At 54.2% G+C, this 16,846-nt stretch carries 16 protein-coding genes; 3 read left to right on the forward strand and 13 right to left on the reverse strand.

Annotated elements, in window-relative coordinates:
• Positions 1–25 precede the first annotated feature (25 nt).
• Genes MIH19_RS10480 through MIH19_RS22445 form a run of 3 tightly spaced genes read right to left on the reverse strand, consistent with a single transcriptional unit; the run spans position 26 to position 3,646 of the window.
• The gene (locus MIH19_RS10480; RefSeq protein WP_249008802.1) at positions 26–1,774 is read right to left on the reverse strand and encodes a protein adenylyltransferase SelO family protein; all 1,749 of its coding nucleotides are present in this window, start codon (positions 1,772–1,774) and stop codon (positions 26–28) included.
• On the reverse strand, positions 1,771–2,406 hold the full coding sequence (locus MIH19_RS10485; protein WP_249008803.1) for a NifU family protein: 636 nt from the start codon (positions 2,404–2,406) through the stop codon (positions 1,771–1,773). Before MIH19_RS10485 ends, MIH19_RS10480 begins: the two co-directional genes overlap by 4 nt.
• Complete coding sequence (locus MIH19_RS22445; protein WP_283164113.1) at positions 2,399–3,646, reverse strand: P-loop NTPase; 1,248 nt, start codon at positions 3,644–3,646, stop codon at positions 2,399–2,401. Before MIH19_RS22445 ends, MIH19_RS10485 begins: the two co-directional genes overlap by 8 nt.
• 350 nt (positions 3,647–3,996) lie before the next feature.
• Between MIH19_RS22445 and MIH19_RS10500 the strand changes: the two genes are divergently transcribed.
• Entirely contained in the window at positions 3,997–6,006 is a 2,010-nt protein-coding gene (locus MIH19_RS10500) for an LTA synthase family protein (RefSeq protein WP_249008804.1), read from the forward strand.
• A gap of 33 nt (positions 6,007–6,039) precedes the next feature.
• On the opposite strand, the gene MIH19_RS10505 is transcribed toward MIH19_RS10500, so the two are convergent.
• The 10 genes from MIH19_RS10505 to MIH19_RS10550 form a co-directional block, all read right to left on the reverse strand.
• Entirely contained in the window at positions 6,040–7,329 is a 1,290-nt protein-coding gene (locus MIH19_RS10505; protein WP_249008805.1) for a HAMP domain-containing sensor histidine kinase, read from the reverse strand.
• Positions 7,326–8,069 carry a response regulator transcription factor gene (locus tag MIH19_RS10510; RefSeq protein ID WP_249008806.1) on the reverse strand — a complete coding sequence of 248 codons (744 nt, stop codon included), beginning with the start codon at positions 8,067–8,069 and terminating at the stop codon, positions 7,326–7,328. The genes MIH19_RS10505 and MIH19_RS10510 overlap by 4 nt, the downstream gene beginning before the upstream one ends.
• The gene (locus MIH19_RS10515; protein WP_249008807.1) at positions 8,059–9,558 is read right to left on the reverse strand and encodes a glycosyltransferase family 39 protein; all 1,500 of its coding nucleotides are present in this window, start codon (positions 9,556–9,558) and stop codon (positions 8,059–8,061) included. The genes MIH19_RS10510 and MIH19_RS10515 overlap by 11 nt, the downstream gene beginning before the upstream one ends.
• Entirely contained in the window at positions 9,542–10,582 is a 1,041-nt protein-coding gene (locus MIH19_RS10520; RefSeq protein ID WP_249008808.1) for a glycosyltransferase family 2 protein, read from the reverse strand. The genes MIH19_RS10515 and MIH19_RS10520 overlap by 17 nt, the downstream gene beginning before the upstream one ends.
• On the reverse strand, positions 10,566–10,955 hold the full coding sequence (locus tag MIH19_RS10525; RefSeq protein WP_249008809.1) for a GtrA family protein: 390 nt from the start codon (positions 10,953–10,955) through the stop codon (positions 10,566–10,568). Before MIH19_RS10525 ends, MIH19_RS10520 begins: the two co-directional genes overlap by 17 nt.
• A gap of 191 nt (positions 10,956–11,146) precedes the next feature.
• Positions 11,147–11,836 (reverse strand): VIT family protein, encoded by a 690-nt coding sequence (locus MIH19_RS10530; protein ID WP_249008810.1) that lies wholly within the window; start codon positions 11,834–11,836, stop codon positions 11,147–11,149.
• Between the two features lie 76 nt (positions 11,837–11,912).
• Positions 11,913–12,254 (reverse strand): BON domain-containing protein, encoded by a 342-nt coding sequence (locus tag MIH19_RS10535; RefSeq protein ID WP_249008811.1) that lies wholly within the window; start codon positions 12,252–12,254, stop codon positions 11,913–11,915.
• Positions 12,255–12,388: 134 nt separating this feature from the next.
• Entirely contained in the window at positions 12,389–13,675 is a 1,287-nt protein-coding gene (locus MIH19_RS10540) for a ferric reductase-like transmembrane domain-containing protein (RefSeq protein ID WP_249008812.1), read from the reverse strand.
• Between the two features lie 70 nt (positions 13,676–13,745).
• On the reverse strand, positions 13,746–15,074 hold the full coding sequence (locus MIH19_RS10545) for an ATP-binding protein (protein WP_249008813.1): 1,329 nt from the start codon (positions 15,072–15,074) through the stop codon (positions 13,746–13,748).
• Positions 15,064–15,729, reverse strand: coding sequence for a response regulator transcription factor (locus MIH19_RS10550; protein WP_249008814.1), 666 nt, complete (start codon positions 15,727–15,729; stop codon positions 15,064–15,066). The genes MIH19_RS10545 and MIH19_RS10550 overlap by 11 nt, the downstream gene beginning before the upstream one ends.
• A 210-nt stretch (positions 15,730–15,939) precedes the next feature.
• On the opposite strand from MIH19_RS10550, the gene MIH19_RS10555 reads away from it, so the two are divergent.
• Positions 15,940–16,338, forward strand: a complete 399-nt coding sequence (locus tag MIH19_RS10555) for a PepSY domain-containing protein (RefSeq protein WP_249008815.1) — start codon at positions 15,940–15,942, stop codon at positions 16,336–16,338.
• A gap of 17 nt (positions 16,339–16,355) precedes the next feature.
• Entirely contained in the window at positions 16,356–16,829 is a 474-nt protein-coding gene (locus tag MIH19_RS10560; RefSeq protein WP_249008816.1) for a DUF2271 domain-containing protein, read from the forward strand.
• Positions 16,830–16,846 lie beyond the last annotated feature (17 nt).

Genomic DNA, 16,846 nt, shown 5'->3' on the forward strand with positions numbered 1-16,846 from the left:
CTTGTGACTTTCGGTTTTCAAAAAATTACGACGAACAGCTATAAAACGACGATCCACCAACCTCAAAAAGCTCCAGCGGCTTCAGCCGATAGTATTTCTCTTCCACGTCTTTCGATTGATCGGCGTACGGCTGAGTCATGACTTCTTGCAGCTCTCGTAGCAAAGAGTAATCTCCCACAGCTGCTTGCTGATACGCAGGCACAACAAACCACTCCCGCAAAACGTATTTCGGGTTGACGAGTTTCATCTGGCTAGAAAGCTCCTCACGAGAGCGTGGCGGAGTCGCAATTTCGCCGGTCGCGCTGCCAATGCCGGCAAGCGATTTCCATTTTTTGAGCCACTCCGACCAGCGTTGATCCATGCCTGTGGGGCCTGATTCATGCGCTGAGCTGTTGTAGAAGCTTTTTTTGAGCGGACTAATGTCGTCTGGCACCGCCGACAGCTGGCGGAAGAACAGGGTGTAATCAACAGGCGTTTGCACCATCAGCGTTGCGAGCTCGCCGAACAGCGCCGCGTGAAAAGTGGCAAGCCCGAGTTTGGCAGCCCACATCTTTTCCATCTGCGCGTTCATTACCTTTGAAAAATCACGTTGAATTTCTTCGAGCTGAAGCAGGCAGCCTTGGTTCGCCGTCAGCAGCGGGCGTAACGCCGAACAAAACGTGTGAAAATTACGTTCTGCCGCCATCGGTTGGTTCAGAAACGAAAAGTGATGTCCCCCACCCGTCCATGGCTGGAACTGTGGATCAAACACATCGCAGAATCCGAAGGGGCCGTAATCGAGTGTGAAGCCGCCGGCCGCGCAGTTGTCACTGTTGAAATTGCCCTGGCAGTAGCCAACGCGAATCCAGTTCGCTACAAGTGACGTGAGTCGGCTGAGAAACTCGCGCGCAAGCAACACCACTTTTTCGGTGGTTTGCAAGGTCTGGTCGATAACGTCACCGTACTCACGATCGATCAGGTGCAACACAATTTTCTCAAGCTCTTCCATCGATTGCGGGTGTTCTTTCTTCCGAGCACGGCGACCGAAGAGCTCTAGTTGACCAACCCTAATGAACGAAGGTGCGACGCGCGTCGAGATGGCAACCGCCTCTGATACCAGAGTATCTGGATCCTTCGAGCGTGAGCCTTCCGAGTACCACGGCCGCCTGACCTTCTCTGTTTTCGACACGTACAAACTCAGCGAACGCGATGTTGGCACCCCAAGCGCGTGCATGTGCTCCTGCGCCAGGAACTCGCGGACACTTGACCGCAGAACGGCACGGCCGTCGGCGCCACGGCAGTATGGCGTCCGGCCACCACCTTTTAGCTGCATTTCCCAGCGCTGACCGTTGATAACGGCTTCGAGCACTGAAATCGCGCGACCGTCACCGTAACCGTTGCCGGTTTGGAACGGGCACTGTTGGGTGTATTCGGTGCCGTAGATGGAAAGTGCATAGCCACACGCCCACCCGACCTTGCGCATCGGCTCCGGAACGTTCTCAAGGTCGCCGGAGAACACGCGAACGAAGTCAGTCGCTTGCGCCATGCTGTCGGCGAAGCCCAGTTCGCGAAACAGGTTTTGGCTGTGGGCGACATACTCGGGATTTTCGATGGGCGTAGGCTTGACGGGCACATAGTGGCCCGTGAAGACTTGCCGCGGGGCGTGATCGTCTCCGTTTACCCTAGCCTCAGGGTCGCAGTTGAGGGAATCCATCAGCGAATAGTTTGCCAAGGTTGCGAGATCGTCGAGGGTCGTCACCATAGGGGCGGTTTCCTGGGGTGGGCGCTTTATCATAAGGGCTCCTGATGGCGCGGATAAAAAGGCTGCTTTCCCGCTGCGTGGTCAGTTACATCAATAACTTCCTCGATTTCTGGGGCGACTCTTTTAAGCATGACTTCGAACCCTTGCCTCAGCGTTACCTGAGAGGAAGCGCATCCCTGACAGCCGCCGCTCATGAAAATGGAAAGCTTGCCTTGCCGGATCTCCACAATGGAAATTTTTCCGCCGTGGTTCGCGATTGAGCGATTGACCTCTTTGTCCAGAAGCTCCTGAACAGCCGCAATAAGCTCTACATCGGACCTCCCTTGCGTGCCGTTATGAACCGGCATTTCCAGAATCGCCGGCACGCCCGTCCGCAACTGTGTACGGATAGCCATTCCGATGTCCGCTTTCAACCCTGACCACGAGGCGGCCGGCTCTTTGCACACGGTCACTACGTTATCGGCAATGAGCAGATTGGCCACGCCCGGGAGTGCAAACAGTTGCTCGCCGAGCGGTGAGCCAACGGCTCGTTCTTTATTGCCAAAAAAGAACGGGCCGCCGGGGTGCAAACTACGGCTCACAATGAACTTACAGGTGTCGGGGTCGGCCAGCGAAGACTCTGCGCGAATGCTGACCGGCTGATCCGCCCGTAAAAAATCAGACATTTTCAATATCGCTTGCTGCGGCGCGCGAACCTAAGATACGCAGATTATTAAACGTATATATTCCGCTGTTATGGCCGTCGTTCCAATCAAACTTGATTGCATAGTTACCTATGCTCACGATCTGTCGCGGCGCCACATCATGGCGTATTGTCTTAGGATCGAGTAGCTTGCGCCCGCTCATTTCCTCGACACAAAGGGCGCAATGGCAGGCCAGGCGCAGATCGCGGACGTCAAAGTCGTCGCGATGACCATCCTCCCAGAGGATGGATAACGTGCGCGGATCGCGACGCAGTAAACCGATCGGGGTGTTCTGCGATCCAGCAGGCCGTGCCGCATCTTCCGTCCAGTCAGGGGCGCCCTCGTTGCTGTCCCACGTCCAGACAAACGGCTTCAGCACCGTGACCGACCCGTTGAGCTGCTCCACAAGCGCCGTGGCGATGGTGGCATACACCTTGGCGCTGACCGACGCTGGTTGCTGTGCCACTATCGGGCGACCCTCATCACCGCTGGTAACGACATCGGCATCGAGAGGTAAGGCACCCAGAAACGGGACGCCAAGCTCTTCGCTCATCTGCTCGCCACCGCCGTGACGGAAAATATCCGTATTCTCCCCGCAGTGAGGACAGGTAAAGGTGCGCATGTTTTCGACGAGCCCAAGAATCTTGACCTGCACCTTCTCGAACATCCGCAAGCCTCGGCGGGCGATCTTGAGGCTAACGGCCTGAGGTGTTGTTACGATCACCACACCCGACAGCGGCATACTCTGTGCCAGCGTCAACTGGACGTCGCCGGTGCCGGGTGGAAGGTCAAGAATCAGGTAGTCCAGCGATCCCCATTGCACGCCGTCGACGAACATTTTCAGGTATTTCCCCACCATCGGTCCGCGTAAAACAGCCGGTTGGTCGTCTTCGGTGAGCATGGCCATCGACACTACCTTCAGGCCATGCCCCTCCGCAGGGATCATCTTGCCACTCTGGGTCGTCGTTGGCTTCTCACCGGTTGCGATGCCGAGCATACCGGGAATACTAGGGCCAAGAATGTCGGCGTCTACGATTCCGACGCGCGCCCCAAGCTGCTGCAGTGCCAGCGCTAAATTCACACTCACCGTGGATTTTCCGACGCCGCCCTTGCCACTTCCGACGGCGATGATATGACGTATCCCCGGCAGTTTATCCGAATTACCGGCCGCCCCGGATGGTGTGCCAGGCGTGTGGGGTTGATTACGGTCAGTGGTCGGCATAGTTAAGTTCCTTAATATTGTCAAGATAGTTTCCAAACGCTACTATTGAAATACCATCACTGCAACCAGGATGGACAAATACCCTATGAATGCGGTTTGACCAGCGAGCCACTGATTCTCGAAGAGCTAGGTGAAGTCTGCATTTACTTTGCTCCAGGCAAGCCCATAACTATCACGGATGTTTCATAAACCTCTCTCTTCACTATTTGGCTTTGACAATTTTTTGATACTTTCTTGACCCGCTAATGACGACGTCTACCCTATTCTGTAGGTCCGTTAATCAGTCGCCTTGGGCAAATGTTCTAACTGCCTAAGCGAGGTTTTCAACTGTTTCAAATGAGAGCTCTGTTATGGTCTCCGTTTCCTCCAAAAATCACTCAATGCCCGACCGCGCGTATCGATGTTTCAGCTGGGCCGGTGCCTACGCTCCGATATTAATGCTGATTTTCGCAATACTGTTGATCGGAGGTCTTTCCCGGGCGTTGTTGGTGGCGTGGCAGTTTGACCGGGTTATGGAGACGTCCGTATGGCCCAGCATATTTTTCCATGGTTTAAGGGTTGACCTGATCATGGCTGGCATGGCCGCAGCACCGCTGGTTTTGCTGCTGCCCATTCTGGGCCATCGGTTCAGCTGGACTGCCTGGAAGCGTGTGACAGCGCTGTGGGCGCTGGTTGTCGTTTTTGGATTTCTGTTCATGGAGCTGTCAACGCCAACTTTCATCACAGAATACGATACCCGGCCCAACCGTCTGTTTATCGAATATCTGAATTATCCCAAGGAAGTGCTGAGCATGCTTTGGGAAGGCTATTTGCCAACTGTGGCCACGGGGGTCTTTTTTTGCGTTTCACTGACTGCTGTTTTCGCCTGGTTAATGCGCCCCTGGTTACGAGAGGCCAAGCCAGGCCGCTATGGTAGAGCGATTCTGGTATGGCCAATCGTTGTTCTCGCCGTATTTATGAGTATTCGCTCCACCACTGGCCACCGCCCTGCCAATCCGGCGATGTTTGCGCTGACTTCCGACGCACTCGTGAACTCGCTGATTATCAACTCTACCTGGTCCGTGGCGTTTGCGATCTACAACCTCAAGCATGAAGTAGATGCGAGTGCCCGTTATGGCGATATGGAAATGGCTGACATCCTGGCAGAGGTCAAGAGCGCGCCTTGGCTCAGTGGCTCAAACTTCACCTCCAGTCAGTTTCCGACCTTGCACCATCAAACCCCTGTGCAACAGAGACCGCGCCCTCTTAATTTAGTGATCGTTCTTGAGGAAAGCCTGGGGGCGACCTTTGTCGAATCGCTTGGTGGCACTCCAGTGACTCCTCGTTTGGAAGCCTTGAAAGAATCCGGTTGGTGGTTCGAAAATCTGTACGCAACTGGTACAAGATCTGTTCGGGGTATTGAGGCTGTGGTGTCTGGATACCTGCCTTCTCCGGCGCGCAGTGTTGTGAAACTATCATTATCACAAACCGGTTTTTTTACGCTGGGTGAGCTGCTGAAACAAAAAGGCTATGACACCGGCTTCATCTACGGCGGAGAAGCCCACTTCGACAATATGCGCAGCTTTTTCACCGGCAACGGCTTTGACGCGATCGTGGACCAGCAGGACTACGATAACCCCGTGTTTAGCGGTAGCTGGGGGGTCAGTGATGAAGATTTATTCGCAAAGACCCATGAAGACATTCAAAAGCTCCATGCTTCCGGGGAACCCTTTTTCCGCCTGGTTTTCTCGTCGTCCAATCACACCCCGTTTGAATATCCGGACAACAGAATTGAGCAGTACGACGAAGAGAAAAACACCGTTAACAATGCCGTCAAATACGCAGATCACGCCTTGGGTGATTTCATAGATACCGCGCAGAACAGCGCCTATTGGAAAGATACAGTGTTTCTGATTGTTGCTGACCATGACGCCAGGGTGTGGGGCGATGAGCTGGTTCCCATCAAGAATTTTCAGATTCCGGGGCTGATACTCGGCGCGGACATTGAAAGCCGTCGTGTCAAAACGATCACAAGCCAGATTGACCTTGCACCAACGCTGCTTTCGCTCATGGGCATTGCCAGCGAACACCCGATGGTAGGCCGTGATCTGGTGAGATTTCCGGACCAGCCCGGTCGGGCGGTGATGCAATTCAACGATTATTACGCATGGATGGACGACCGCTACAACGTGACCGTATTACGCCCCGATCAAAAGCCGTTGGCAGGAATATATTCACGAGAAGCCGGAAGCACTCAATATCTGCAAGATGCACCCGAAGAAATTGCCGTAAGAAAAGCGTTGGCCCATGCACTTCTTCCTCTGGAACTGTATCAGGAGAAGGCCTATGGGCTGCCTGAACAGCCTGACCCGGGCCGCTAGATTAATGAATTGCTGTGCAGCGAGCCGTGCCTGTCAAGCACTATTTTGAAAGTGTATCAGGAACTCCGTTCCCTTGTTGTCTGACTGTGCGATCTCCAGATTCCAGCCCAGTCGTTCACAAACCAACCGTACGATCAGCAACCCAAATGTGGTGTTACTGAACTCGCCAGCCGTGGAGATAATGGCACGGGGCGCTCCGATAGCGCTCAAGTGCTCCGTTATTTTACTAGGAAGCCCGGGGCCGAAGTCTCGCACCGAGATTTTGTTTTTGATCATGCGAACCTCCACTCCGGCATGAGTGTGCCTTAGCGCATTCTGCAACAGGTTGCGCAGTAACATTCGCACCAGCGCGGGCTGGGTTTTGATTCTCGTCCTGTGGCTATCGTTGCAGACAGTGATTCGCCCGGAGTAGGCCGAATTCCCATGCTCCAGATCATCAATGGTGTTTTGAACGATCTCCTGCAGCACAATGGTTCTGGCATTGCCTTCGGGCGCCTCACTGCGGGCAAGCTCAAGCAGGACTTCGGTGTCGTCGCGCATGGTCTGCATTGCTCGACGGATGCGGGCGAGGGTCTTCTGATCCGCCGCCGACAAGCTTTGGCGTTGTTCCAGTACATTCAAGGCGCCACTCATCACCGCCAGAGGCGTACGAAGTTCATGGCTGGCCAACTTCACAAACGATTTTTCCCGCTCGATGTGGTGTTCAAGCGCGAATAGAAACCGGTTAAACGCCTCGGCGATATCGCAAAATTCCTGATCACGATAGTCCGTGGCGATTTGCTCCATCGAAGACCCGGGCACTGTGTTCAGTACTTGGTGGGTCAGCTTTCTGAAAGGACGTATCAGATACTGCGCTCCTGTGCGGGCAACGAAAAAGCCAATAAGGAGCATTAAACCCGCCACACCCATCAGGACGAGCAGAACCAAATTCTCGCGACTCTCCATGATGGTGATATCTTTGGCCAGAAAGAGCTTGCCATCAGGCGCTTCCAACTGCTCGCCGTAAATCAGCAGTGTTGTCTGCCCTACTTCAATTTCCCGGGAAAATGGCAAGGAAAGGCTCTGGAAATATTCTGGCATCACTGCGTCTGCTTCGCCTTCTGGCAGAAAAACGGCCTCAAGCTGCGCCGTTTTGAGGTTCTGAAAACGCCCTTGCTGAAGTTGCTCCGTGAAATACTCGGCTTCAGCCTTTAACTCCAAACGCAGAATGGTGTCCTCAACGTCGTTAACAAACACTTCGACAATAAACATCGACGTTGCTGTGGTGGCGGCAATCAGAAAAAACAGCGTTCGCACCAGGCGTGCGGTCAAAGACGACTTCATGGCGTCTCAGGATTCCCTGTTACTGGCACTTCCAGGCTGTACCCCCGCCCATGAATTGTTTTTACCAGCCCATGGCCCAAGCCTGACTGCAAGGATTTTCGAAGCGTATAAATATGAGTGCGAAGACTGTTGCCCTCGGTTTCGCCATGGCGCGCTCCCCATACGGAATCTGTTAGCGCCTCGTGGCTAAGAAAGCTCGGATACGCCCGCACCAACAATTCAAACAGGCGGGCTGGAGTGCCCGATAAAGTTGTTTTTGATCCACGCAATTCCACTTCCAGCGTACCTGGATCAAACCTTATATCACCGGCCGTTAATACCGGCCTTTGCGGCGAATGGCGTCGATGCAGAGCTTCAATTCTTAGCTGTAATTCGCGCAACTCAAACGGTTTAACCAGGTAATCGTCGGCACCGCAGTCAAATCCTTTTTCCTTGTCGGCCATGGCGCTCAGTGCCGTCATCAGAATAACGGGGGTCTGGCATTGCAGGTCTTGACGAATACGCCGGCAAATATCATAACCATTGACGCCGGGTAGCATCAGGTCGAGTACGATAACGTCATAGCTTTGCGTTGCCAGCAGATGCAATGCCGTCAAACCGTCCGCGGCAAAGTCCAGTCTGTAGCGGTCTTCACCCAGAAACTCGAACAGGTTTTCTGCAAGATCCACCTGATCTTCCACAACCAATAGTCTGAGAGGGGATTGGAGAGGGGGTTTGGGAGAGACCTGACTAGATGTCATTCGAGCGAACTCCGTTGGTGTCAGACACCGGTTGTTGATCACTGGGCAATCCCTCAACGACCAACAGTTGATAGCGAAAATTTTCCATAACCTTTCGAGCGGACGGTAATAAATCAGCTACTTTGTCGTTAGACCATTTTCGGGGCACCGCAATATAAAAGTTTTGAAATTCACGTGTGCCGGGCAATTTATCCAAACCGTTTTCTGTAACTTCCAGAGCCGTTCCACCTGAGTAAAATCTGGCTGAAAATGGCAGGTCATTCAGATAGATCAGCGGGCTGTCATTGGCTTCCTTGATTTCCTGATAATAGCTTACCAGTTTCTTTTCTGTTTTGAGCGGCGTCCAGCCCAAGACCGCAGCACCCACAAATACGGTCAGTAATACAGGCACAAGCGCCACCAAGCCACCACGCACTGAAGATAACCAGAAAGGTTTACATTCTGACACCCAGCGGCCGATCAAAATGGCGGTAAATGGCAACGAAGGCAGGATGTAAGTCCAGAGCGTATTACCTGCGAGCGTGAAAAACAGCATCGGTGCCAGTGCGCTTACCAGCAAAAAGCTAACGCCCGGGTTCGACAGTGTCCTGCTTACGATGCCGTGTCTTTTACCCCTGAACCACGCCAGGGCCAAACTCAGCAACGCGACTATGCCCCAGGGGAACGAAGCCCACAACCAGAACATCCAGATCATGCCTTTTGGCTGATTATGGGCGCTGCCGTAAAGGTCACCCGCCCACCCCGGATCCAGAAACCGGCGGATATGTTCCCCAATGATAAAGTAATCCAGAAATCCGGGCGTCTTCAACTCAGCCAGTATATACCACGGGCAGACCAGCACGGCCGTCATCAGTGTTCCTCGGAACCAGGGCAGCCGCCTCAGATTGTTGGCGGCTTCGCGCCAAGAGAGCAGTAACCACAGCACGATGGGAATTCCGATCAGCACCACGGCCAAAGGCCCCTTGGACAGCAGCCCGATCACCAAGCCAACAAAGAAAAGCCAACGCCACCGACCGCTCTCCCCCATCATCACCAAACAGAAACTGACTAATGTGAGGGTTGTACCCAGGGCTAGAAAGGCGTCTGTCATCACCGCGCCGGCGCTGATGTAAGTCAGGGCCATGGTGGCAAAGACCAGGCTACTCCATTGAGCCACCTGAACACTCCAAAGTTGCCGCGCCAGTCGCCAGACCAGACAGACCATGGCAAGCGTTGCCAGCCAGGAAGGGAAACGCAGCGAAAACTCTGACACACCAAACACCTTGATGGCCGCCGCCTGGGCCCAGAATGACAAAGGCGGCTTACCCCAAAAAGGAACGCCGGGCTCAAACCAGGGTGTAATCCAGTCACCGGTTTCAGCCATCAGGCGGGCAATTTCCGCGTACCGGGGTTCGGTGGTATCAGCAAAGGGAAACAGCGCCATGCCAATGAAACGACTGACCATTATTGCAGCCAGTATCAGCAGCCAGACGTTAAACCGCTTTGACATGTCGCCTCTCCGTCATTTTTTGGCTAGCCTGCTGGCGCATACTATCTCGGCTTTCAATGACTTCCTCGGTCAGATAAATCGGCCGCTGCTTCGATTCCATATAAGTCTTGCCAACGTATTCACCCACGATGCCGACACTCATCAGCTGCATGCCACCCAAAAAGCTGATAATGGCCACAAGCGAGGGATAACCGCTGGTCGCATCGCCCAGCATGATGGCTTTTACCACAATCCACACCCCGAATATCGCACCCAAACTGGCGGCAATGAGCCCGATCACGGTTGCCCAGCGCAAGGGTGAAATAGAAAACGAGGTCAGCCCTTCAAGAGCCAAGCCTACTAGCCCGGGGTAATCCCACTTCGTCTCCCCGGCCACTCGCGGTTCACGGTCGTACTGGATGACCTGAGTGGGCATGCCAATCCAGGCAAACAACCCTTTCATATAACGATTGCGCTCCGTCAGCGCCAACAGAGCGCTAACGGCTTTGCGGCTCATCAACCGGAAATCGCCGGTATCCACCGGAATATTGGTCCGACTGGTCCGGTTCAGTAGCCGATAAAAGAAGTGCGCGCTCCAGCGTTTGAACGCAGTTTCGCCCGCCCGCGAACGACGCTGCATAAGAACCACATCAACCCCGGACTGCCAGCACTCGACCATAGCCGGGATCTGCTCGGGTGGATCTTGCAGATCAGCGTCCAACACGATCACTGCATCGCCCCGGGCGTGCTCCAGCCCCGCCGTCATCGCAGCTTCTTTACCAAAATTGCGGCTCAGTTTGATCAAACGTACGCCCGGCGTTCGGTCGATAACACTGCGGATGTACTGGGCACTGCCATCGTCACTGCCATCATCAACCAGCACAACTTCCCAGTGCAGGTCCAGTGTGGCAAGCACTGTTAAAACCCGGTCAAAGAAGATGGGCAGCATCGGGCGTTCGTTGAAGAGTGGTACCACCAGCGATAGCAGCTGCTTATCACGCGAAACATCAAATGGTAAAACAGGGAATTCAACGCGTTTGTTCATGGAAAACCAGCCTTTGGTAGACGATGTAATTCAGTGCAGCAACAAGAGCTGTTGCCACGACTTGTGACAGCGGTACGGAAAGTGTCAGAACGTTATGGAGCAGGAAGAAAAAGACGAGATTGGACAGCCAGGCAACAAAGCAAGAGCCGATATAGCGCCAGAGCGTTACCCTATGGGGACCGGCATTGCGAAATGCCAGGCGGCGTTGAAGGCCATAGTTGAGCACGGCGCCAGACACGCTTCCGCTTGCGGTTGCCAGTGTTGGCTCAAGGCCTGCGCCGATTAGCGCTGCCATCACAACCCAGTGGAACAGCGTGGCCAGGCCGCCGGCGGCCATAAATCCTTGCAATTGAAGCGGTAAGAATTTGCTCATTACGAAAAACTCCACCACATTGACGACTATTGAAGTCAGCCTGACATTGAGACCTGACGATAACCCACCCCATGTCATGGCTGTGTGGAGGTTTCGTCAGGAAAATGTCAAAAATTGGCAGATTGCGGTCTGTCTCGGAAAGTTTTAAAAACTGGGATGTTTGATGATCCGCAGCCCTCTTCCGTGAGGAATCATGCAACCACACCAAATATTCGACCCACGCCAGCTGTAAGCGCCATTGCCAGTGCACCCCAAAATGTGACCCTGATTGCGCCGATAGCAATTGACGCCCCACCCGCACGCGCAGCCATTCCGCCTAGAAGAGCGAGGAAAACCAAAGAAGACGCTGCAACAACAGAAATAAGTTGGCTACCTGGCACAAGCCACGCCGCCGCTAACGGAAGTGCGGCACCCACGGTAAAAGTGCTTGCGGACGAGAACGCCGCCTGAACAGGTTGGGCGCGGGCGCTTTCCGAGATACCGATCTCATCCCTGGCATGCGCACCCAGTGCATCGTAAGCCATCAGCTGCTCAGCAACTTGCTTCGCCAGAGCCGACTCAAGCCCTCTGCGTTCGTATATTAAAGCGAGCTCCTCTGTTTCAGATTCAAAGTGTTGTTCCAACGATTTTTTCTCAATGGCCAGATCGGCTTTTTCAGTGTCAGACTGAGAGCTGACGGACACGTACTCACCCGCAGCCATAGACATAGCGCCTGCGACTAGGCCGGCAAGTCCTGCTAACAGAATACCTTCATGAGCGCTGTTGGCCGCAGCAACACCAATAATAAGGCTCGCTGTAGACACTATTCCGTCGTTCGCACCCAGGACTGCAGCGCGTAGCCAACCTACGCGATGTGATCGATGGTTTTCAATATGGCTCATAGGCTTCACCAATCACTCAGGTTGTAGAGAACGACGCTGCAGAAAACGCCTTTCAAGAGAATAGTCCGCAGCAGGCTCAATTCTTGATGGTCAATACATTATTGATGGTGTGGGCGCCGTCCGCTCCCTGCGCCAGCTTTATAACAGCATCGATTTGCGTCTGTTTGTCAACGACACCGACCAGGCGCACATCACCCTTCCGCGTGGTCACGTTAATGTCAAAGCCATTAATAGCAATATCACCATCAAGCGCTATCTTGACATTTTTCGTCACGTCGGCATCCGCTACGTTGACGGCGTTCGAGATATTCTGCTGGATACCTTCGAAATTTCCAGGGGGCTTATTATTGCAAGCCGTCAACAGCAAAACGCTGAACAAGGCGATGCTTAAGAGTTGGGTTCCACGATAATGATTCATTTTAGTCTACTCGTTGCTGGCGGGATTTCCGCCCATTTTTAATTTATCAGACTGTGCCTACACACGACGCCGGCCTGTGCGTTGCAAAACACCATCAGCCCCTCAGTGACCGGGGCTGAAAGACGAACTCTATTTCAGCGAAACTCAAAAATTTCCTGATGAAAGCGTACCGACACGGACGGTTGCTTAAGTCCGCTTCGAAGGGCTTTTGCCAGGCCTTGCGGCCCGCAAAACCAGACGTCCACCTTGGAGCTAAGGATCTGCAGTTGGTTTGCGGTCAACCGCTGCCCCTGCAGGCTGTCGTAGATGTGCAGTGATATTGACGGAAGTTGCTCCGTCAGTTGTTTCAGGCGAGTCACCATTGGGTCATTCACGGCTCCGGCGGTGCAGTAGTGGAGTGTCACCTCAGGATGTATTTTTTCTTTATTTATCAGTTGGTTGTCAAGTGCTGCCAGAAACGGTGTGATGCCGATGCCGCCCGCCACCCAGATCTGCTGGGCGCTTTTTCTGCCGCTGTCGAGATCAAAACGACCATAGGGGCCTTCGAGCGTCACCGCCTGGCCACTGTGCAACTGCTGCGGAATCTTGCGGGTGTAGTCTCCTAATGCCTTGATCTGAAAACTGAGTTGACCGGTGGCATTGTCAGCACAGGACAGGCTGAAAGGGTGTGCCCCTTCGACCCTGTCGAATGTCACCAGGGCGAATTGTCCGGCGCGATGCCCGGGCCATCGTTTTCCCATATCACAGACGACTTCCGTGATGTTGGCTGACGTCTGCTTGACGGCCTGAACCAGCCCCTTGTAGCGGTGACTTCTGCCGATCTTTCCGGTCAGTGATTGCAGGCTCGCGGTGGCACCACCCACTATTAACAGGGCCATCAGCCAGCCAGTAGGTTGTTGCCACCACAGCAGCGGAGCCAACAACAATGCGTGGGCGGCCAGTGCCAGATAAATCAGTGGCATCACTCGGTGCAGGTAACGCCAGTAACCGTATGGCACCCAGCGAATCAGGGTAATAACAACCAAAAACACCAGCAGGTACAGGCCGGGTTCGCCCAGATCTTCAGCACCATCCTGGAGACTGTCCAGCAAACCCGAAAAGTGTGCTTCTTTTAAACTGCGATCCGAGCCAAACAGAGCTTCAAGGGCATCATCCGCCATTTCGATCAGCCAGTGCGCCAGGGCAAAACTGACGGCCATAATGCCGGTCCATTTATGCAACTGATACATTCTGTCTAGGCCACCCAACGGGGATTCCAGCCACCCAGGGCGGGTAGCCAGCAGCATAGTGATGGACATGAAGTTGATGGCAAGGTATCCACTGAACGTCAGAAATTGCTCATAACTCAGTCCAGGAGTCCAGAAACTCAGCTGAACCGCTAAAAGCAGAAAAAGGACGACACTGGTACGTAGGTTGGGCACAAACAAACTCCGTTTGGGTTTGTTTGAATTGTGCAGAGTTAACCTGACACCAGCCTTAAACGTCCGGCTTTCATTTGACCACAACAATATTGAGTTCGGCTTCAAAGCCGTCGCTCTGGCCCGAGGCTGGTGACCGCAGGTTCAGGGTTATGCCCGCGCCGCTGGCGATGGCCTCAACAATCGCAAGCCCGATGCCCGAGCCCACTGCGTTTGTGTTGGAGCGGACAAAGCGATTACGCAATAAGGCGAGCTTCTCCGGCGATACAACCTCACCGCGATTGACCACTCGCAGGATACCGTCATCTGTCAGGCTGATATTCACAGGTTGATCGTCCGCGCCATGCCTAAGGGCATTTTCGATCAGATTCCGAACCAGAATGGCGAAGGCATCCAGGTCCAGTAATGACGTAACGTCATCATCCGGCAGGTTGAGTAGGAGTCGGCCGGGCGCCTGATGGTCATAATCGCTGGCGACCATCCGCAGTATGGGCACCAGGTTGTTAGCCTGCTCTGACAAGGCGCTGCCACCCTCAGCCTTCGCCAGTTCCAGCAGCTTTTCTGACAGTTTGGAGAGCGTACGAAGCGACTCTTCAATCTCGCTGGCTCGTGCTTTAACTCCTGCATTCTGCGTTTCCGTCTTTAACCGCTGTAGCTTGGCCAGCGCCGTTGCCAGTGGGGTTCGCAATTCATGGGCGCTGTTGGCGGTAAAACTGCGCTCCGCTTCTAGGGCGCGGCGCAAACGTTCCAGCAGCCGGTTCACCGAGATCATGATGGGCTCAAACTCTTCCGGCAAACGCCCGACTACGACGGGCGAAAGGTCGCCACCACCGCGGACTTCTATCGACTGCTGCAATACAACAACCCGGCGAAGTGAACGTTTTATCACCCACCACACCCCGACCAGGCTGATGGGGATTAGAAATATAAGTGGCAACAGTAATGCAAGGCTCGTGTCCAGCACGGCTTCGCGCCTGTGGTCCAAAGGTTCGGCAACCTCAATGTACAGGGTTTCGCTGATGGCTGATTCCCCGTATATCCGATGAGTTAGCGTGTCAGAAAAGCCTTCTCGCGGAATGGAGCCGAAAATTTTGGGGTCCGCGTCGTGGGATTGCAGCAGCAGCTTGCCTGATTTGTCCCGAACCAGATAGGTGAGATACTCGTTGTGTTCTTTCAGGGCCAATGCCCGCTCCAGGCTTGGGTCCCCTTCCCGGTTCAGTATGTCGGTCACCGCCAATGGCAGGATACGCTGCGCTGTTTCCTCCAAGGCACTGTCGAATACCTCGTTCATTTCGTGCCGTGCCACCACGCCTGACGCTATAACACCCAACAGCCACAGCAAGGTCACGCCAAGGGTAAGCCAGGTGCCAAGGGTTTTGTGTAAGCTGGCTTTAGTGCTCATTCGGTTCCAGCCTATAACCCATACCTCTGACGGTCACTATGGCATCGTGCCCCAGTTTTTTGCGCATACGGCTGATGTAAACCTCTATGGTGTTGCTTTCAATTTCAGCACCGAATTCGTACAGCCGGTCTTCAAGCTGAGCCCGCGATAGCAGTATTCCCGGGCGTTGCAAAAACCCCTCAAACAGCGCCCATTCGCGGGCAGTAAGCTCCACTGGCTGGCCGTTGCGGTTGATGCGGTGGTCACCCAGATCCACTTCAAGGTTGCCAACACGCACCAGAGGATTCGGGTTGCCACGATAACGGCGTGCTACGGCGGCCACCCGGGCAGATAACTCTGATAAGTCAAATGGCTTCACCAGATAGTCGTCGGCACCGGCGTTCAGCCCTGCGATGCGGTCGGACACTTGGTCCCTGGCGGTCAGAATGATCACGGGGGTTGTATCACCGGTTGCCCTCAGTTTTTTCAAAAAATCAAAACCGTGACCGTCTGGCAGCATCAGGTCGAGCAAAATCAGATTATAAGGCGTGGTTTTCACGCTCGTATCAGCGAAAGCAAGGCTCTGAACCCAGTCCACGGCATGGCCATCTTCGCTGATCTGATCCCGCACGGCCTCACCCAACCCGGCTGTATCCTCAACCAACAATACCCGCATATCTCACCCTTCGCGTGATCACCAACAGAACATACTACAGCCATTGCCTGACAGCAGGCTGAAACCGCGTTATTACGGCTCGGTTCCTCCCCGAGCTCTCCTTTAGCTATTCGATGTTTACTGGATCAGGCGCTGGCCTGCCTGCTCATTCAGGCCAGTGTCAGGTAGCAACTTTAAGATGGCTTTAACGGATTCAGCGGGAGACATGCCATGAATATAAAACCCATTGTTATCACCTTTTCGTTGCTGCTAATGAGCGGCAGCGCATTGGCCGACGACGATTGCGATGACCCGGTTGCCGGATGGCAGCCGCGGGAGAACCTGCGACAGAAGCTTGAGGCAGAAGGTTGGAAGGTGTTCCGCATTAAGGTAGATGACGGCTGTTACGAGGTTAAAGGACGGGACCCGGAGGGTCGTCGTGCGGAGGCCGAGTATTCGCCAGCGACCTTTGAGCTGAGGGAAATGGAGCTGGAAGACGATGACGATGACGATGACGATGACGATGACGACTATCGTGGCAAGTCCGGGAACGATAGCAAATCGATAAACAACGAGCAGGCTCCGCGTAAGGGCATCATCACAGGCCGACCCACAGTGACTGTTGAATAGTGAAAGGAGACTACATCATGAAGAACATTCTGTTTGCACTCGGGCTTGCGACTGCCATGGCACTGCCGGCATATGCACAGGCCCGGGAAGTCACCTTCACCACACAACTGAGCAATTACGGCGGTGATGGAGCTTATCTTGCGCTCTACCTCACCGATGCGGACGGCCAATACCAAGGGACTCTCTGGATTGCTGGCCAGAAGAGTAAGTATTACAAGCATCTGCGTGACTGGGCTCGGGGCAGTGGTGAGAGCCAGGCTGAATACGATGGCCTGACCGGCGCCAGTGTGACCAGTGGGCGCACCCAGAACGTGACCTTGGAACTTGATGACGCATTGATCGATGCCGGCTACCAGGTTCGTGTGGATAGCGCCGTTGAAGATATGCGCGACAACCGCTCGGATGTGGTGGTCCCGCTAACCACGGAAGGCTCTGGAAAGTCGGTTGCTGGCCGTGGCTACGTCCAGTCTTTTGTCTATAACCTCAAGTAACTGACGGGAGCCAGCTT

Source organism: Marinobacter sp. M1C, from assembly GCF_023314135.1.
Taxonomy (GTDB): domain Bacteria; phylum Pseudomonadota; class Gammaproteobacteria; order Pseudomonadales; family Oleiphilaceae; genus Marinobacter.